This window comes from Paraburkholderia sp. BL10I2N1, from assembly GCF_004361815.1.
In the GTDB taxonomy this organism is placed as follows: Bacteria; Pseudomonadota; Gammaproteobacteria; order Burkholderiales; family Burkholderiaceae; genus Paraburkholderia.
The window spans coordinates 3407113-3426245 of the sequence record NZ_SNWA01000001.1; the positions used below are offsets into that span (position 1 = coordinate 3407113).

Genomic DNA, 19133 nt, shown 5'->3' on the forward strand with positions numbered 1-19133 from the left:
CATGTCGCGAGGCCTTTGAAAATGCTAAGGCTTGACGACAACGGGGAAACACAACATGAAGAACTGGATCAACGGGGTGGCTGCGACCTCGTGCGCCCTTGCCATGTCTCTGCTTGCCACGCCGGCGAGTGCGGCAGACGATGTAACGATGGGTGGCATTCACGCCGGCGACGTACTCGTCCGCCTGCGAGCGATCAGCATCATGCCGCAGGTCGGCACGAACAACACGCTGTCCGCGCTCAATGTGGGCGTGAACAACGCGATCGTTCCGGAACTGGACTTCACCTACATGATTCGCGACAACATCGGTGTCGAGCTGATTCTCGGTACGTCGCGACATCAGCTGACGTCGAATACCGGTAACCTCGGCGGCGTGAACGTGTTGCCGCCGACGCTACTGCTGCAATATCACTTCAATCATCAAGGGCGCGTGCGACCCTACGTAGGCGCGGGTCTGAACTACACGTATTTCTATAACAACGGTCTGAACGCCGGCGGTCAGCCGATCTCGATCAGCAATCACAGTTTCGGACCAGCGCTGCAGGCGGGCGTCGACGTGCAGGTCGCGAAGAACCTGTTTATCAACGCCGACATCAAGAAGATCTGGATGCGGACCGATGCGTCGCTCGGCGGCTCATCGCTGGGCACGCTGCATATCGATCCGCTCGTGGTCGGGCTGGGTGTAGGGATGAAGTTCTGAGACGTGCCGACGCGTATCCGCGCAGCGTGTCCATGGAAACGAAACACCGGCAGGCCGGCGTTTTTTCGTCCGGGAAGAAGAGGCGTCAGAGGTGATCGTTCTGGAACCGCATCGCCGTGCCTTCACGCTTGATGCGCTCCCAGACGACGCGCTTTTCGTCGTCGCTGAGAAAGACCCAGTTCGACACTTCGGTGGCGGTGCGTCCGCAGCCCTTGCAGATTTCGTCGAAGAGCGTGGAGCAGACGCCGATGCAGGGGCTGTCGGGCAGGTCGTGAAGGTTTGAAGCCATTGAAAACCCTGGGCGGAAAGCGGAAGCGGTCCGATATGTTAACCGATCCGGGCTATGCGCCCGGTGAACCCATACAGCGCGCACGGCCGGCTTTCCGGACGCGGCCATACCACCGGCATCGAGCAGCAGGGCGCCATCCGGGGCTACGCCCGCCGTCTGTGCGCGCCGTGGGCCGCCGCCGTTTCCTCTGCCTCTGGCCTCGAATGCGCGTCGAGGCCGTCCAGAACCGCCTGAGCGTCATGCGCTGAAACTTGCAGGCCCCTTGCAAGACCCGGAAACGGGTTTTTTTACGGGTAGACACGCGCCGATAAACCGATAAAATTGCGCCGGTTTGTGGAATGGTGTCAGATGGACAGGTCGCGTGCAGTGTGCCGTTTGCGCGACATCACGGCGATTTTTTTTAAAGCGTGCAATATTTAGTGGTAGCTTTCGGGTTTTTCAGGGGAGCCGTGCGTCAAGCGCGTTGCGGCGTGAAAGGGGTAGTGGTCCGCTAGGGCCGAACCGGATGGGAGAACGGGATGAAGAAACTGGTGGTGCGCCGGCTGGCGGCGCTCGTGCTTTGTGCGGCTCCGTGGTTGACGGCCGCAGCGAAGGATACGCAGCTCAATGTGTACAACTGGTCGGATTACATCGCCAAGGACACGATCCCCAACTTCTCGAAGCAGACCGGCGTCAAGGTCAAGTACGACAACTACGATAGCGACGACACGCTGCAGGCCAAGCTCCTCACGGGCAATTCCGGCTATGACATCGTCGTGCCGACCAGCAACTACGCGGGCAAGCAGATCGCAGCGGGCATCTTCGCACCGCTCGACAAGTCGAAGCTCCCCAATCTCAAGTATCTGGACCCGTCGCTGATGGCGCTCGTCGCGGGCGCGGATCCGGGCAACAAGTTCTCGGTGCCCTGGGCGTACGGCACGACGGGTCTTGGCTACAACGTCACCAAGGTCCAGCAGATTCTCGGCAAGGACGTCCCGCTCAACAACTGGGACATCCTTTTCAAGCCGGAAAACATTTCGAAGCTGAAAGCCTGCGGCGTGTCGGTGCTCGACGCGCCGGACCAGATGTTTGCGGCCGCGCTGCACTATATCGGCAAGGATCCGATGAGCACGAATCCGGACGACTATCGCGCCGCGCTTGCGATGATGAAGAAGATCCGTCCGTACATCACGCAGTTCAACTCGTCGGGTTACATTAACGATCTGGTGGGCGGCGACATCTGCTTCGCGTACGGCTGGTCCGGCGACGTGGTGATCGCGAAGCATCGTGCAGTCGAGGCGAAGAAGCCGTACAAGATCGAGTATTACATTCCGAAGGGTGGCGCTCCGGTCTGGTTCGATGTGATGGCGATTCCGAAGGACGCGAAGAACAAGGAAGCCGCACTCGAGTGGATCAACTACATCGAAACGCCGCAGGTCCACGCAGCGATCACGAACGAGGTCTACTACCCAAGCGCGAACGTCGAGGCGCGCAAGTACGTGGATAAGGACGTCGCCAACGATCCGGCCGTCTATCCGCCGGCCGACGTAATCAAGACGCTGTTCCTGTTGAAGCCGCTACCGCCAGAAATCCAGCGTCTGCAGACGCGGTTGTGGACCGAGTTCAAGTCCGGCCGCTGATGCCCGCTTCGACAGGGCAATAACGCATCATCATGAAGCCCCCGGTGTTCACCGGGGGCTTTGTTCGTCAAACGCAGGAATGAAGCAGGAAATCATGAGTGACCAGTCGGGCGCGCTGACAGGGGCCGGTACGCGGTCCCCAGGCAATTCCTTCGCTGCGGACCACGCAGCGGAAAACTTCGTGCAGATCGTCGATGTCGTCAAAAAGTTTGGCGAGACGTTCGCAGTCAAGGGCGTGAGCCTGTCGGTCAAGAAGGGCGAGCTGTTTGCGCTGCTCGGCAGTTCCGGTTGTGGCAAGTCGACGCTGTTGCGCATGCTCGCGGGGCTCGAAACCGTGACCTCGGGCAAGATCCTGATCGACGGCGAAGATCTCGCGCAGATGCCGCCGTATCGCCGGCCGGTGAACATGATGTTCCAGTCGTACGCGCTCTTTCCCCACATGACGGTTGAGGCGAATGTGGCGTTCGGCCTCAAGCAGGAAGGCGTCGCCAGTGCCGAGATCAAGGACCGCGTCCACAGCGTGCTCGAACTCGTACAGATGGGGCGCTATGCGAAGCGCAAGCCGCACCAACTGTCCGGCGGGCAGCAGCAGCGCGCCGCGCTCGCACGCAGTCTCGTCAAGCGGCCCAAGCTGCTGCTGCTCGACGAACCAATGTCCGCGCTCGACAAGCAGATCCGCCAGCGCACTCAGATCGAACTCGTCAACATCCTCGACAAGGTCGGCGTCACCTGCATGATGGTCACGCACGATCAGGAAGAAGCGATGACGATGGCCGCGCGCCTCGCGGTGATGAGCGAAGGCGAAATCGTCCAGCTTGGCACGCCGCACGAAGTCTACGAATATCCGAACACCCGCTTCTCGGCGGAATTCATCGGCTCGACCAATCTGTTCGACGGCAACGTCGTCGAAGACGAGCCGGACCACGTCTTCATCGAAACGCCCGATCTGCCGTCGCGCCTGTACGTGAGCCACGGGATCACCGGGCCGCTCGGCATGCCTGTCACGATCTCGGTGCGGCCGGAGCGCATGGCGCTCACCCGCAAGCCGCCCGAAGGCGCCTACAACTGGGGCAAGGGCATCATCACGAATATCGCTTACATGGGCGGCTATTCGCTGTATCACGTCAAACTCGATGGCGGCAAAACCGTCGTCGCGAATGTGTCGAGCCTCGCGCTGTCGGAGATCGAAACGCCGACATGGGGCGACGAGATCTATGTGCGCTGGAGCGCCAATGCCGGCGTGGTGCTGACCTCATGAAGAAGTGGCTGAATTCGTTCCTGTCGTGGCCCGTGCGGCGCTTTGGCCTCACGGGACTCACGGCCGTGGTGGCGGGGCCGTTCGTCTGGCTGCTGCTGTTTTTCCTCGTGCCGTTCCTGCTCGTGGTGAAGATCAGCTTCGCCGACCTGCAACTGGGCATTCCGCCGTACACCGGGCTGACGTCGTTCGCGGATGGCATCCTGCACATTTCGCTCGACCTGTCGCATTACGCGTTTCTGCTAACCGACAGCCTGTATTTTGCGACCTATGTGAATTCGGTGGTGGTGGCGGCAATTTCGACGCTCCTGTGCCTGCTGCTGGGCTATCCGATGGCGTACTACATTGCCCGCTCGAATCCGGCGACGCGCAACCTGCTGATGATGGCCGTGATGCTGCCGTTCTGGACGTCGTTCCTGATGCGCGTGTATGCGTGGATCGGGATTCTGAAGAACAACGGCCTGCTGAATAATTTTCTGATGTCGATCGGGATCATCCATGCGCCGATCGAGCTGTATCACACGAATACGGCCGTCTATATCGGCATGGTGTATTCGTATCTACCGTTTCTCGTGATGCCGTTGTATGCGCACCTTGTGAAGATGGACCTGACACTGCTCGAGGCCGCGTACGATCTCGGCGCCAAGCCGTGGAAGGCGTTCATGCAGATTACGCTGCCGCTGTCGAAGAACGGTGTGATCGCCGGCTGTCTGCTGGTTTTCATTCCGGCGGTGGGCGAGTACGTGATTCCGGAACTGCTGGGTGGCGCGAACACGTTGATGATCGGCCGCGTGATGTGGAATGAGTTCTTCGATAACGCAGACTGGCCAATGGCTTCGGCGGTGACCTGCGCGATGGTCGTGCTGCTGCTCGTGCCGATGGCGCTGTTTCAGTACGCGCAGGCGAAGGAACTGGAGGAAAAGCGCCGATGAAGCCGAATCGCTTTTTGCAAATCGTTGCGCTTGGCATCGGTTTTCTGTTTCTCTACGTGCCGATCGTCAGTCTGGTTGTGTACTCGTTCAATGAGTCGCAACTGGTCACGGTCTGGACACGGTTTTCGACCAGATGGTACGCGGCGTTGCTCGATGACGACGAGTTGATCCATGCTGCGTGGCTGTCGTTGCAGATCGGCTTGCTGACGGCGTTTGCGTCGGTGTTCATCGGTACGTGGGCGGGGTTTGTGCTGGCGCGGATGGGGCGGTTTCGCGGATTCACCCTTTACACGGGGATGATCAATGCGCCGCTTGTGATTCCTGAGGTGATCCAGGGGATTTCGCTGCTGCTGCTTTTTATCGAAATGGGGAAGTGGCTGGGGTGGCCCGCCGGGCGGGGGATATTCACGATCTGGATCGGGCATGTGATGCTGTGCATTTCCTACGTCGCGATCATCGTGCAGTCCCGGGTTCGGGAGTTGAACCCCTCGCTCGAGGAGGCAGCGCTTGACCTTGGCGCGACACCTTTCCGGGTGTTTTTTGCCATTACGTTGCCGTTGATTTCTCAGGCGCTGGTTGCCGGCTGGCTGCTGTCGTTTACGCTTTCTATCGATGATCTCGTGCTGTCGGCGTTTCTTTCCGGGCCCGGGTCGACGACGTTGCCGCTAGTCGTTTTCTCTCGGGTGAGGTTGGGGTTGAATCCTGAGATGAATGCTTTGGCTACGTTGTTTATTGCTGCCGTTACCGTTGGCGTTGTGCTTGCCAATCTTTATATGCAACGGGCTGAGAAGAAGCGGATGGCGATGGCGGTTTGAGGGGTTCTGGTTTTTTGGTTTTGGCCGATGGCCTTTCCCGGAGCGAAAAATCAAACCCGATACCCGATCCGAACCCCACCCCAATGCCGCCCGGCGACAAAAACCGGTGCCGACGCGTCTTTCATCAACACAAACGCGCCACCCCCCATATCCCTCCGGTAGGTCTGCAACAGAAACCGCTTCGTATTCGCGCCTGCCGCAAGGCCAGTCCGGTCATTGAACAACCGCCGGTTCCGGCAATTAGCGGCATTCCAGACAGGATCATCCCCTTGCGGCTGCGAAAACTTCAGATTATGGGTTGGCAGATAACCGTGCCGGTCGACGGCGGCACAAAACGCGACCCGTTCATCGAGCTTGAGCAAAGGCTCGTGAACAGCAGGCAAGACCCGATCGGTGAACGCGGTAAACCGCGTCATGAACTGCGGCGGATCTGTGCGCGGAACCGGCACATAAGTCTCATCGAACAGATCCGCCATGGCGATATCGCCCCGCGCGAGGGCGCCCTCGAACAGTTTGCTGATCTCCGCCGCGGCCTCTTCAACCGCTTCGATAAAGCGCGTATCCGCCGTCTCCACTCCGGTCGCGGCCGTCAGTTCGATCAACGTTTCTGACACACCCAGCAGATTCCCCAGCCGGTCCTTCGCCTGCGCGAAGTTCTCGCTCGAATGCTCGACGCCGCGCGCCATCTCGAGCACCTGTGCCTCGAGTCCGTTGCATTGCGTCTCGATTTCGCCGCTCAGCGTCGCAATCTGCCCGGCTTCGGCATTCAGTTGCGTGATGGCCTCTCCGGTCGAATGAACGACATCGCCGATCATCCGCGTGCCTTCGCGCACGCGATGCGCCCGCGCCGTATTCACCGATCCCTCTGAAATCAGCTGCTCGGTCTGCTGGGTCAGCTGCGCAAGTGTCGTCTCGATCTGGCCGGTGGCCTGAGCGGTCTTCGCCGACAGGTTCTTCACTTCGGCCGCCACGACCGCGAAACTCTTGCCGGATTCGCCGGCGCGGGCAGCCTCGATCGCGGCGTTCAAGGCGAGCAGATGTGTCTGGCGCGCAATCAGCGAAATCTCCTCCGACACGTGGCTCACATGGGCGAGCGCCGCGCGCAGCGCACCGATCTGGCTCTCGATTACTGTCACACCCTCGACCAGCCCGTGAATATCCGCAAGCGATGCCTGGAGCGTCTGCTGCGAGGCCTGCACGCTGGTTGCGGCCCCGGCGGTCACGCTGCGCATCTCGCGGGCGGCGGCGGCAATCCGGTGGTTGCCTTCCATCGTCAGTGCCGCGGATTCGCGCAAGGTACGGCATACCTGTGCCTGCCGCTGCACGCGAGCGGCGACTTCTTCGACGTGCCCCGAGACGTCGCAGATTTCGATTCCCAGTTTGCCCGCCTGTGTGGCAATGTCGCCGACGACCGAATTCGACCGGCTCATCCTGCGGCCCATCCGGCGAAAGCTGAAGCCCGTCATTGAAGTCTCCTTGATGGTGCGGGTTTGCGAGGTCGTCCAGGACGGATGCCGCGCCTTCCTGCTGCGTTTACGGCAAGCTTTCTGGCGACTTGATAAGGAGAATCCCGCACTCGTCATTAGCGATACTGTGCGAACATGCGCGGTCGCCGGCGACGACCCGTCCGGTGCGCCTGAAACTGTCTAACGTTTAACCGAGTCCATGATTGAAGCCTTTGCACGCGTTGCGGGCTGGCAGCAGCTCGAGAGGTTGTGGGAGCTGATCGTGCTGGTCTGCAAGTTTTTCTGGGAATTGCTGCGCCTCCTCGGCGGAGGTGGCTGAAAGCGTCCCGTCATGCAATTGCCCGTGATCTGGGCTAACGTAAAGCGCTTCGACACACGCGACGAAGGGGCTGGGCAATGACTCACGATTCAACCAGTCGCTTCACCGACCGCGTTGCCGACTATGTGAAATACCGTCCAGGCTATCCGCGCGAAGTGGTGACGTTCCTGCACGCCACGTGCGGCCTGGCAAACGGCGCGCACGTCGCCGACATCGGCGCCGGCAGCGGTATTTCGACGCGGCTTTTTCTCGACGCAGGGCATCCGGTCGTCGCCGTCGAACCGAATCAGGCGATGCGTGAAGCCGCCATCGCGTGGCTGTCGGAGTACCCGGGGTTCAATGCCGTTTCAGGCACTGCGGAGGCGACTACCCTCGACGACGCCAGCGTCGATCTCGTCATCGCCGCCCAGGCGTTTCACTGGTTCGATCCGGCAACGGCCGGCCGCGAGTTCGCACGCATCCTGAAACCGGGCGGGCTCGTCGCGCTGTTCTGGAACAGCCGGCTGCTCACAGGCTCGGCGTTTCTCGAGAGATACGAGGCGCTCCTCAAGCGATATGGCGTGGACTACACGGAAGTGTCTGAGCGCTATGGGGACGATGCCAGCATGTCAGCGTGGTTCGGTGACAGTTTCGCGCACAAGGCGACGTTTCCGAACATGCAGGCGCTTGATTTCGACGGATTGAAAGGGCGTTTGATGTCTTCGTCGTATGCGCCGAAGGCCGGGCATCCGGAACACGAGCCGATGCTGGTCGCGCTGCGCGACCTGTTCGACCGTACCGCACTGAACGGCAAGGTTGAATTTGCGTACGACACGCGTGTCTATGTCGGATACGGCGCGCGCCGTTGATTCCCGTCCCGGACCAGACACGCGCTCACTACGGGGAAAAGCGGTATTCGCGCTCGCGCACGCGACGCGTGCGCTTGCGGAAACTGAACGTGAAGCCGGGCCAGATCGCGGTATTCTTGCCGCTCTTCGACTGATACCAGCTGTGGCATCCAGTTGCCCATACGGAGCGCTGCATGTCGCGCTGCAGGCGCGCGTTGAACGCACGCTGGACGTCGTGGCGCAGGTTCATGGTTCGCGCGCCGCGCTGGCGCAACACACGCAGACAGTCGGCGATGTACTGCACCTGCGACTCGATCATGTAGATCATCGAGTTGTGGCCAAGGCCAGTGTTAGGTCCGACCATCATGAAGAAATTCGGAAAGCTCGCGACGCTCGTGCCGAGATAGGCTTCGGGCCCGTCGCGTAACCACAGCGCGCCCAGATCGGCGCCGTCGATTCCCGTCACGTCGAACGGCGCGCCCACGTCGTTCACCTGAAAGCCGGTGCCGCAGATGATCGCATCGACGCCATAAAGGACACCATCATCGGTGACTATGCCGTCCGTGACGATTTCGCGGATCGCGGTCGTGACGACGTCGACGTTCGGCTGCGACAGGGCAGGGTAGTAGTCCCTCGAAAGCAGCACGCGCTTGCAGCCGAGCTGATGGTTCGGTGTGAGTTTTGCGCGCAGGGCAGGATTCTTGACGCGCCGTTCGAGATAGCTCAGGCCGAACTTCATCGGATACTTCATCAGCTTCGGATTCACGACGAACGCCACCGCGCGCGATTCGAGCTGCCAGTAGGTCGCCGCGCGTACGACGCGCTGCGTGAACGGCAGATGCCGGAAGAACCATTGCGCACGCCGGCCGATCGGCCGGTCGGGCTTGGGCATGATCCATGGCGGTGTCCGCTGGAACAGCGCGAGATGCGCGACGCGCGGCTGGATTTGCGGCACGAACTGGATCGCGCTCGCGCCGGTGCCGATCACGGCGACGCGCTTGCCATCGAGCGGGTAGTCGTGATCCCAGCGGGCCGAATGAAACATCTTGCCGGTGAAACGTTCAATGCCGGCGATCTGCGGCATCGCCGGGCGCGACAGCGGACCGCTCGCAGCAATCACGACATCGGCCTCGATGCACTCGCTCGCGCCATTCACGTCGACATCGAGCCGCCAGAGCTGCTGTGCTTGGTCGAAGCGCGCGGCTGCGACACGCGCGTGACAGCGTACGAAACGGTCGATGCCGTATTTGCGCGCGCAGTGTTTCAGGTACGCGAGAATCTCTGCCTGCTGGCTGAACGCGCGTGACCACGCCAGATTCGGCTCGAACGAGAACGAATAGAGATGTGAGGGCACATCGCACGCGGCACCGGGATACGTGTTGTCGCGCCATGTGCCGCCGATATCGCCCGCGGCCTCGTAGATCGTCATCGACGTGATGCCCATCTGCGTGAGCCGGATCGCCATGCCAATGCCGGCAAAGCCGCTCCCGACGATGGCAATGCGCGGCATGCTGGATGAGGCAGGCGGGATGGACGTCACATGGGCTCCAGACTGATGATGACGACAAACGTCTACAGAACGACGCCGCAGGGTAGGCAACTGTGCACTTCGCCGCGTAAGAAGTGTGAAGCGTTGGTCAAGCGATAAAAAAGCAGGCTCCATGACGGAGCCTGCTTTCATGTGCGATCCGATGCGGCAGCATCAGATCAGGTATCGGTCCAGCCACCGGAATCGTCGCTGCTGCCCATGTCGACTCCGCCGTCGCCATTACCGTCGCTCCAGTCGTTCGAACCCTGGCCGAAATCGACATCGCCTCCAGCCGCGCGTCTGCGCGCTTCGTCGGGATCGACGATCACGTCGCGCTCAATAATACGATCGCGGCCGCCCGAATTGAGCACCTGGCCGAGCAGCACGCCGGTCAGCAAGCCACCCATGCCGCCACCGAAACCGCCGCCTTGCTGGACGATCACGGGCGGCTGCTGTTGTGGCGCCGGCTGCGGCGGATACGGGTAGGGCGCCTGCTGCCGGCCGAAGCGTTCATCCGCCTCGCGTGCATAGGTCGACTCACCGCTGCCCAGCGGTCCCGGCCCGAGCGCGGCCGCACCCGTGGCGTTCGGATCGGGGCGACCTTCCGAGCGCGCCTTCAGGCTTTCGACCTGACGCGCCAAATCTTCGATCTGATACGGTGGCACGGGATTCTGGCTGTTCGACAGCGTTTCGACCAGCTGGCGCAACTGCGTCTCGGCGCCTTCGACTTCCTTCTCCAGTGCCTCGTGCCCCGGCACCGTCGAAAGCCGGACATCGAGCTTCAGCGAGCGCACCGCATTGAGCAGTTCGGTCGCGCGCTTGAGCTGCTCGCGCCGGTCGCCTTCGACCCGTGAATCATCATTGGAGCGTGCGCGTTTGAGCGTCCAGCGCAGCACGAACGCGATCGCGACGATCACCAGCACAATACCTATCAACATGCCCATTGAAACCCCCTGACGTTTCGGCGTCACCGGTTGCATCATTGTCGTCTGCTGCGTCTGGGCAGCGGGCGCGTTCTGTTGCACGAATGGATTCGTCGCGCCATTGGTGGTGGTCGCGCCTGCACGTTGCGCGTCTTTGCGCAGGCGTGCTTCTGTTTGCATGAAACGCGACGGATCGGTGAAGCGCACCTGCGGGTCGAGCGTCTTTGCCTGCTGGAGTTGCGTGAGGGCGTCTGCATATCGGCCCTCGCGATCGAGCACCTGTGCGTAGAGATAATGCGCACGCGCATTGTTCGGATGCGCCTGCAGCACCTGTGTGAGGCCAGCGTCCGCCTGTTGCCAGTTACCCTGCTGCATCGCGGTTTCGATCTGCGTCGCGGTCGGCAAGGCAAAGGCCCCGCCGGAGACGAGCATCAGCGAAACGAATGCAGCGGCGAGAAGTCTTTTCATGATCCGGGCCGGGCGGCTTTACGCCCGTCTCCATGACTATCGGTATCAGGTGCGACGCCGCGTGCGAGTCGAAGTTCGATCCGCAGCGCGCCGCACCGGGCCCACAACAGCGGGTTACTGCTGTGCCGGCGTGTTCAGCTGCTTCTTCAAGGCCTCGAGGCGATCTTCCACCGACGGGCCGCGGTTGAGTTCCGCGAGCTTGTCGTCGAGTGCCTTGCCGCTCTTGACGTCGGCCGAATTCAGGCGCGCGTCGGAGCGTGCATTCGACAGCGCCACCTTGTCTTCGAGCTTCTGGAAATCCTCGGCGAGATTCTTGCCGCCGATGCCGCCGAGTGCCGTCGCCGCGACATCCTTTGCCTGCGCGATCTCCTGCTTCGCCTGCAGGATGTTGGAGCGCGCGTTCAGGTCGTTACGGCGCTGACGCATTTCGTCGATCTGCTGCTTCAGTTGATCGACTGACGGTTCGAGTGTCGAGAGTTCTGAGCTGAGCGCGTTGCGTTCGGCTTCTGCCGTAGCCTGTGCGCCGAGCGCTTCGCGGGCGAGGGCTTCGTCGCCGGCCTGCAGGGCACGCCGCGCGCCGTCTTCGTACTTCTTTGCCTTGTCGGCGGCTACGTCGCGCTTGCTCTGTTGCGTCGCCACCTGTGCCTGGATCTCGATCAGCGAGTTCTCCGCCTTCGAGATGCTCTCGTCGAGTTCGCGCACGATCTGGCGCGAGTCGCGTGAGGGATCCTGCACGGATTCGGCCGCGTCGTTCAGGAGACCTTTGAGCGTGCGCGAGATGGTGTCAATAAGCGACATGAATACCTCCGTAGATTGAAATCGGCGCCGGATAACCAGGCGCGTCCAGCCGACCGCGATTATCCGATAGCTTACGCCGCTGCGCGCGTTGATGTGCGGACGACCGGTCAGCAAATCGGGACGTTTCGATGAATTGCAATGGCAACGTTGCCGATATCGCGATTACAAAGGATTAACAGCCCGAAAGGTGCGTGGCCGATGGCTCGGCCGAGCGCGAATATTACACCACGACCGATCTTAAAAAGGTCTTAAAGCCACGTTATATAACGGCTTCAAAACGTCGTGCCTCGCCGTCATCAAGACGTCGCTTTTGCGGTGTTCAAGGAGCGAAATTTTTCGCCGGATTTCCGTTGATTGATTACCGGAGAGCGCCAGCGAATTTCACGCGAAGCGGCCATCCTTTGAAGAGGGGTCGGCGGCGTCTGGGTCGTCGTCCACCGGCGCGGGGGCGAGGCATGGGCGCTGCCGCGACGTGTCCGGCCCGCTGGCGTGTGCCGCGTCGGCCGTGGGGTTCGGGCCTGCGGCAAGCGCGGCAGCCTTGGCCGCGGCCACCCTTGCGACGGCTTCTGCCGCGTTGCGCATTTCCTCTTCGGTTGCAGTGGCGGGATCGAAAGGCGGCGTTGCGTCCGGCAAATCTTCGGCCAGCGCGGAAGCGTCCTTGAACGACGCGCCGGAGCGGGCCGGAAGCGGCATCCGGGACGAAGCGTGAAGCTCGTCCTGAAACGGAACAGGCGCTGCATCAGCGCCATCGCTGATCGACGACGTGGAGGGTGGCGGCAGGGCATTGCGCGCGCGCGCCGGCGGTAAGGCGGGCGTCGCGGTGCCGTGTGTGTGGCGCGTGCCGCGGGCGACTTTCCGCAATGCCTCGTTCAACGCATCCGGCTCACGCGGGGCGCGCAAACGATCGACGATGCTCGCCGCCTTGACCTGCTCGCTCGTCGCACCGAAGCTGAGCACGGCACGCCGCATCAGTTCGCTGACGCTGATGCCGAGGCCTTCGGCGGTCGAGGTGATCGCGCGCTTCTGGGCGGGTGTGACGAATACGACGATGCGTTCGCTGGGCTTGTTCATGGTCGGCTCGCGTGCGTTTTGGCGTGTTTTGTCGTCTGGCCGCGGATTCTGGCGGGCGGCCGCGTCGGAAAGAGGCGCGACCGGTCCATCATAAGGCGACTCGCGCCGAAGCGATACGGGGCAAACCAGGGTAAAACCGGAGCGCCGCGCGAAAATATCGTGACTTCAATGACTTGCCGCCTTTCCAGCAGCATTGTCCACAGGCCTTTCAACATTTTCTGTTAATAACCCCGCGCGCTCCGACAAAAGGCATGCAGCACCTTTCGGGAAACCATCATGAGGGAATTCTTACAAAAAAATCGGCTTGGGCGCCGCGCGATTTCTTTAAAATGCCCTGTTACGTTTGCGCTGGCCGCCGTTTTCGCCGTGCGCTGCGCGGTCGCCGGGGGCGTATGACCGTACGGGGAGCCGGTTTCGGCGGGGTGTTGCAATGACCGTCCGATGCGGCGCTATTTGCCAACCGCTTATTGCCAACGTCTAGACCTGTCGGCGCTGCCAGTTCAAGGCGCGCCACGACCATGATCCTTGCGCACGCCGGGAGCGCGCGCAGAAGGTGCGCAGTGAGGCGCCAACCATTCAAGTCATGCCAATTATCAAACGACCGCCTTCAAATTATCCGGCCGACGACCGGAATCCCAACCACCGCAACGCCGGATCCAGCCGCGAACGCAACGGTGCCGTCCGCGACGACAAGCCCGCTGGCCGTTCGCTCGGTGCGAACATTGCAATCTGGTTCGCCGGGCTGCTGGCGACGATTGCCGTCGTCGGTGCGCTGATCATCGGTTATGCGCTCGTCGTGATGGGGCCGCAGCTGCCGTCGCTCGACGCGCTCACCGACTATCGTCCGAAGGTGCCGCTGCGCGTCTACACAGCGGACCACATCCTGATCGGCGAGTTCGGCGAGGAGCGCCGCAGTCTGGTGCGCTTCGCCGACATCCCCGACCAGATGAAGAAAGCGGTGCTCGCCATCGAAGACTACCGCTTCTACGAGCATGGCGGCGTCGACTTCGTCGGCATTCTGCGCGCGGGGTTCGCGGACCTGCTGCACGGCGGCGCTTCGCAAGGTGCGAGCACGATCACGATGCAGGTCGCACGCAACTTCTTCCTGTCGAGCGAAAAGACCTACACCCGCAAGATCTACGAAATGATGCTTGCGTACAAGATCGAGCGTGCGCTCACGAAGGATCAGATCCTCGAGCTCTACATGAACCAGATCTATCTGGGTGAGCGCGCGTACGGTTTTGCAGCTGCCGCGCGCGTCTACTTCGGCAAGGATCTGAAAGACATCACACTGGCTGAAGCAGCGATGCTGGCGGGCCTGCCGAAAGCGCCATCGGCCTACAACCCGGTGGTGAACCCGAAGCGCGCGAAGATCCGCCAGGAATACATCCTGAAGCGCATGCTCGATCTGCATTACATCACCCAGGACCAGTATGACGGGGCCGTGAAGGAGCCGATTCACACGAAGGTCGCGGGCAATGAGTACAGCGTGCATGCCGAGTACATCGCGGAGATGGTCCGTCAGATGATATACGCGCAGTACAAGGACGAGACCTACACGCGCGGCCTGAACGTCACGACGACGATCGATTCTGCCGACCAGGACGCGGCGTATCATGCCGTGCGCAAAGGCATCATGGATTACGAGCGCCGCCACGGTTATCGCGGACCGGAAGGCTTCGTCGACCTGCCGGACAACAGCGACGATCGCGACCAGGCGATCGACGATGCGCTCGCCGATCATCCCGACGCCGGTGAAATCGTCGCAGCCGTCGTCACCGATGCGACGCCGAAGCAGGCGAAGGTGCAGTTCGTCGACGGCACGGCCGCGACGATCGACGGCGATGGGCTGCGCTTTGCGGCTGCCGCGCTGAGCCCGCATGCGGCGCAGGCGCAGCGCATCCGGCCCGGCTCGATCGTGCGCCTCGTCGCCGATGCGAAGGGCAACTGGCAGATCACGCAGTTGCCGCAGGTCGAAGGCGCGCTCGTGTCGCTGACACCGCAGGACGGCGCGATCCGTGCGCTGGTCGGCGGCTTCGACTTCAACAAGAACAAGTTCAATCACGTGACGCAGGCGTGGCGGCAGCCGGGCTCGAGTTTCAAGCCGTTCATCTATTCGGCGGCGCTCGACAAAGGCCTCGCACCGGCGACGATCATCAACGACGCGCCGCTGTCGTTCCCGCCGAGCGCGCCAGGCGGAGACGCGTGGGAACCGAAGGACGACGATCAGCCGGATGGCCCGATGTCGATGCGCCTTGCGCTGCAGAAGTCGAAGAACCTGGTGTCGATCCGCATCCTGTCGTTTATCGGCACGAAGTACGCGCAGGACTTCGTCACGCAGCGTTTCGGCTTCGATGTCGACAAGACGCCGCCGTATCTGCCGCTCGCGCTCGGCGCGGGGCTCGTGACGCCGTTGCAGTCGGCGGGCGCCTATTCGGTGTTTGCGAACGGCGGTTACCGGATCAATCCGTATCTGATCGCCGATGTCACCGATGCGCGCGGCCAGGTGATTTCGCGGGCGCAGCCGTTGACGGCTGGCACCGACGCGCCACGCACGCTGGAAGCGCGTAATGCGTTCATCATGAACAGCCTGCTGCATTCGGTCGCGACCGCGGGCACGGGGGCGGGCACCAATGTGCTGCGTCGTTCGGATCTGCAGGGCAAGACGGGCACGACGAACGATGCGAAGGACGGCTGGTTCGCCGGCTATCAGAAGTCGCTGGTGGCGGTGGCGTGGATGGGCTATGACCAGCCGAAGTCGCTCGGCAGCCGCGAGTTCGGTGCGCAGCTGGCGCTGCCGATCTGGGTCGACTACATGCAACGGGCGCTGCGCGGCGTGCCGCAGGAAGAACCGCAGATGCCCGAGGGCGTCACGACGCTCGACGGCGAGCTGTTCTTCACGGACATGACGCCAGGCAATGGTTTTGTCGCGAGTATCGGCCTCGATTCGGCGAATCCGCTTGCAGGCGCAACCGATGCGCTGGGCAAGGTGGGGGCAGCGGGGCTGACGCCGCCAGATGTCTCGTCGACCGAGAAGAAGCAGATCATGGATTTGTTCGAATCGAACAAGCCGTGATGTAAGCGAAGGTAAGAAGGCACACCCGGACGAAGATGCGTCCGGGTGTGCCTGGCGATTACAATCTGCCAGGTTTGCGGTTCCGTCCGCCTGTCGAATGACAGATTACTTCGTCCCCGTGTTTCAAACGGGGCTGCTTCGCGCCAGGCGCGACGCTTTCACCCGGTATCAGGCGCGCGTATGTAGGTCCAGTCCGACGGTCGTCTCCATTCTTTCGCGGAACGGCGCGTTCGCCACGCATGCATGATCAACATGGTCTTCCCTTGAAGAACCGCATTCTTATCTGTCTCACGACCGGCTTGCTGCGCGCGCTCGCGCTGCTGCCGTATGGCCTGGTCGCCCGCTTTGGCGTGGGCCTCGGCGCGTTGCTGTATCGCATTCCGGGCGCTCGCAGGAAGGTCGTTCACACAAATCTGAAACTGTGCTTTCCCGACATGAGCGAGGCCGAACGCGAGCGCCTCGCGCGGGCGCACTTCTGCCATGTGATACGCAGCTACGTCGAGCGCGGGCTGCAGTGGTTTGGTAGCGCGCAGTCGCTTGCGCGTCTCGTCGAAGTGGAGAGCGCGATCGATCTCGCCGACGCGCACCGGCATCCGACGATCTTTGTCGGCTTCCATTTCGTCGGTATCGAGGCGGGCTGCATGATGTATTCGACGCGGCATCCGGTCGCGTCGCTCTACACGCCGATGTCGAACGTGCTGTTCGATGCGCTGGCGCTGCGCCAGCGCGGCCGCTTCGGCACGGAGATGATTCCGCGCAGCAACAGCGTGCGTCACGCGCTGCGCGTGCTGCGTGCCGGCAAGCCGGTGATGCTCGCAGCCGACATGGATTTCGGTTTGCGCGATTCAGTGTTCGTGCCGTTCTTCGGCGTGCCGGCGTGCACATTGACGTCCGTGTCCCGGCTCGCGAAAGCGGGCAATGCACGGGTGGTGCCGTTCGTCACCGAGGTGCTGCCGGACTATCGTGGCTACAAGCTGACGATTTTCGACGCGCTTGCGGATTTTCCGTCAGACGATGCGGAAATCGACGCGCGTCGTATCACCGCGTTTCTCGAAACACAGGTGCGCAGAATTCCGGCTCAGTACTACTGGGTGCACAAGCGCTTCAAGAACCGGCCAGCAGGTGAGGCCGCGGTGTATTGATTCGTTGGGCTCATGTTCTTGCAGCGGTGGAAAGACGCTTGCGCTCAGGCACTTATGCGTGCTGTCCTGACGTTATCAACAGGGCTTTCAACAAAATCTGTGGATAAGCCTGCTCAAGGGTTCGCGCGACCGATCGGCTTGCGATGTCGCGTGTCGAGTTGCCTGGTTCCGCTCCGCGAACAACAAGTTGATCTGGCTCAGTGACTTAACGCGGTCTGCCCAGGCTTATCAGCAGCCCTGTCAACAGAATCTGTTGATAACGTGGGCGGTTTTGCATACTGCCGAAGCCGCCCGCGATGCGTCGGCGACGCATTTCGCGCCGTCGTATAAAAGCACCGCGAGCTCAATGCGTTAGCGTGCTTGTCAGAGACTTTTCAACAGGCTCATCAACATAAACTGGGGATAACCGCGAGCCGGAGCACGCGGTACACCCGATAGCGACAGGTCCGATCAGTTGCTTGCTACGCCGTCCGTCGAAGGTTTCGCCTGCGGCGGCGGATTGCCCATCGCCTGAAAGAGGGCCGCCGTGTCGGAGAGGCGCGCACCCGTGTAGCGGATCTCGTCGAGCCGCGCGTTGCGGTACTGCTGCTCGCTCGAGCGTGCCGTCGACTCGGCCACGGCACCGAGCCGGTAGCGCGCGGATGTCTCGTCGAATACGCCTTGCGCCGAACGGGCGGCAAAATTCGCCGCATCGAGCGACTGCGCATCGTGTTCGAGCGCGGCCAGCGTATCGGCGACATTCTGAAACGCCGCAAGCACAGTCTGCCTGTACTGGGCAGTGGCAGCGTCGTACGCATCGACAGCCGCGCGGCGTTGAGCGGCGAGCGCGCCGCCATGAAAGATCGGTTGCGACAGCGACGCGCCGATGCTCCACAGTGCGCCCGCACCGGACACCGCGACCGGCCAGCTAAATCCGCCCTGGCCCATCGATGCCGTCAGCGACAGGCTTGGAAACATCTGCGCCGTGGCGACGCCGACGTCGGCCGCGGCGGCCTTCAACGTGGCATCGGCAGCCTGTATGTCAGGTCGCGACTTCAGCAGATCCGACGGTATCGACACCGGCACCTGTTCGGGCACGTGCAGGCTCGCGAGATCGAGGTCGGCCGGCGCTGCATCGGGTGTGCGGCCGAGCAGTACGGCAAGCGCGTGACGGGTCGTCAGCCACTGCTGACGCAGTCCCGGCAGACTGGCCGCGAGCGTCGCGGCGCTTTGCTGTGCGTTCAGCGCATCGGTATGGGAGGCTGCGCCGAGCTCGTAGCGGCGCGAGGTATCGCGTGCCTGCTCGTTGGCGAGCGTAACGAGGCGCTCGGTGGTCTCGATCTGCGCATGCAGCGTGGCCGAAGCGATCGCCGCCGAGACGATGTTGGCCGCCAGCGCGCGACGCGCTGCATCGAACTGATACGCCTGCACATCGACGCGGGCGGCGAGCGCCGCGTTCTCCAGCCGTGCCGCGCCGAAAATATCGAATGTGTAATGCGCCTGCAACTGTCCGACGAACACGTTGTAGAGAAACGTGTTCGGCCCGACCTCCGGAATGGCGAGGGCGCGCTGCCGGGTTGCCTGCCCGCCGGCGTCGATGGTGGGCAGCAGCGAGCTGCCGATCTGGGCTCGCAACTGCTCGCGCGCTGCGGCGAGGTTGCGATCGGTCGCAGCGAGCGTCGGGCTGTTGCGCAGGCCCTCATCGACGAGCGCGTCCAGATCGTCTGAGCGGTACTGCTTCCACCAGTCCGGCACCGGCTTCGCGCCAATGACGAACTGTTGCGTCACGCCCTGGGCTGGCACGGTCTGCATCGGTTGCGGCTCCGCGCCGTAGTGGGCTGGCTCCGGCATGGCCGGCGGAGTGCCGTTCGGGCCGAACGAGCAGGCGGCGAGCGTGAACGCCGCAGCCGCGGCGAACGCCGGCAT

Annotated in this window: 15 protein-coding genes; 8 read left to right on the top strand and 7 right to left on the bottom strand. The window is 62.3% G+C overall.

Features of this window, described 5'->3' with window-relative positions:
• Positions 1-55 precede the first annotated feature (55 nt).
• A complete protein-coding gene (locus B0G77_RS15820; protein ID WP_133662964.1) occupies positions 56-700 on the top strand; it encodes an OmpW family outer membrane protein in 645 nt (214 codons plus the stop codon).
• Between the two features lie 85 nt (positions 701-785).
• Here B0G77_RS15820 and B0G77_RS15825 read toward each other — a convergent pair whose 3' ends face one another.
• Entirely contained in the window at positions 786-989 is a 204-nt protein-coding gene (locus B0G77_RS15825; protein WP_133662965.1) for a DUF1289 domain-containing protein, read from the bottom strand.
• Positions 990-1507: 518 nt separating this feature from the next.
• Between B0G77_RS15825 and B0G77_RS15830 the strand changes: the two genes are divergently transcribed.
• From B0G77_RS15830 to B0G77_RS15845, 4 genes are all read left to right on the top strand, one after another.
• Positions 1508-2608 (top strand): polyamine ABC transporter substrate-binding protein, encoded by a 1101-nt coding sequence (locus tag B0G77_RS15830; protein WP_166656160.1) that lies wholly within the window; start codon positions 1508-1510, stop codon positions 2606-2608.
• A 91-nt stretch (positions 2609-2699) separates the two neighbouring features.
• Complete coding sequence (gene potA / locus B0G77_RS15835; RefSeq protein WP_208116469.1) at positions 2700-3866, top strand: polyamine ABC transporter ATP-binding protein; 1167 nt, start codon at positions 2700-2702, stop codon at positions 3864-3866.
• Positions 3863-4795 (top strand): ABC transporter permease subunit, encoded by a 933-nt coding sequence (locus tag B0G77_RS15840; RefSeq protein WP_133662966.1) that lies wholly within the window; start codon positions 3863-3865, stop codon positions 4793-4795. The genes potA and B0G77_RS15840 overlap by 4 nt, the downstream gene beginning before the upstream one ends.
• Positions 4792-5610 (top strand): ABC transporter permease subunit, encoded by an 819-nt coding sequence (locus B0G77_RS15845; RefSeq protein WP_133662967.1) that lies wholly within the window; start codon positions 4792-4794, stop codon positions 5608-5610. The genes B0G77_RS15840 and B0G77_RS15845 overlap by 4 nt, the downstream gene beginning before the upstream one ends.
• A 50-nt stretch (positions 5611-5660) precedes the next feature.
• Here the strand turns inward: B0G77_RS15845 and B0G77_RS15850 are convergent, their stop codons facing one another.
• A complete protein-coding gene (locus B0G77_RS15850; protein ID WP_133662968.1) occupies positions 5661-7076 on the bottom strand; it encodes a methyl-accepting chemotaxis protein in 1416 nt (471 codons plus the stop codon).
• Between the two features lie 396 nt (positions 7077-7472).
• On the opposite strand from B0G77_RS15850, the gene B0G77_RS15855 reads away from it, so the two are divergent.
• A complete protein-coding gene (locus B0G77_RS15855; RefSeq protein WP_133662969.1) occupies positions 7473-8243 on the top strand; it encodes a class I SAM-dependent methyltransferase in 771 nt (256 codons plus the stop codon).
• Between the two features lie 28 nt (positions 8244-8271).
• On the opposite strand, the gene B0G77_RS15860 is transcribed toward B0G77_RS15855, so the two are convergent.
• From B0G77_RS15860 to B0G77_RS15875, 4 genes are all read right to left on the bottom strand, one after another.
• A complete protein-coding gene (locus tag B0G77_RS15860) occupies positions 8272-9732 on the bottom strand; it encodes an NAD(P)/FAD-dependent oxidoreductase (protein ID WP_208116470.1) in 1461 nt (486 codons plus the stop codon).
• A 197-nt stretch (positions 9733-9929) separates the two neighbouring features.
• The gene (locus B0G77_RS15865; protein ID WP_133662971.1) at positions 9930-11141 is read right to left on the bottom strand and encodes a tetratricopeptide repeat protein; all 1212 of its coding nucleotides are present in this window, start codon (positions 11139-11141) and stop codon (positions 9930-9932) included.
• A gap of 114 nt (positions 11142-11255) precedes the next feature.
• Positions 11256-11939, bottom strand: a complete 684-nt coding sequence (locus B0G77_RS15870; protein WP_133662972.1) for a PspA/IM30 family protein — start codon at positions 11937-11939, stop codon at positions 11256-11258.
• A 381-nt stretch (positions 11940-12320) separates the two neighbouring features.
• Positions 12321-13010, bottom strand: coding sequence for a hypothetical protein (locus tag B0G77_RS15875; protein WP_133662973.1), 690 nt, complete (start codon positions 13008-13010; stop codon positions 12321-12323).
• A gap of 583 nt (positions 13011-13593) precedes the next feature.
• Between B0G77_RS15875 and B0G77_RS15880 the strand changes: the two genes are divergently transcribed.
• Positions 13594-16086: a penicillin-binding protein 1A gene (locus B0G77_RS15880; RefSeq protein ID WP_133662974.1), complete on the top strand. Its 2493-nt coding sequence runs from the start codon at positions 13594-13596 to the stop codon at positions 16084-16086.
• Positions 16087-16325: 239 nt separating this feature from the next.
• Positions 16326-17228, top strand: a complete 903-nt coding sequence (locus tag B0G77_RS15885) for a lipid A biosynthesis lauroyl acyltransferase (protein ID WP_133662975.1) — start codon at positions 16326-16328, stop codon at positions 17226-17228.
• A 450-nt stretch (positions 17229-17678) separates the two neighbouring features.
• Here B0G77_RS15885 and B0G77_RS15890 read toward each other — a convergent pair whose 3' ends face one another.
• The gene (locus B0G77_RS15890) at positions 17679-19133 is read right to left on the bottom strand and encodes an efflux transporter outer membrane subunit (RefSeq protein ID WP_133664170.1); all 1455 of its coding nucleotides are present in this window, start codon (positions 19131-19133) and stop codon (positions 17679-17681) included.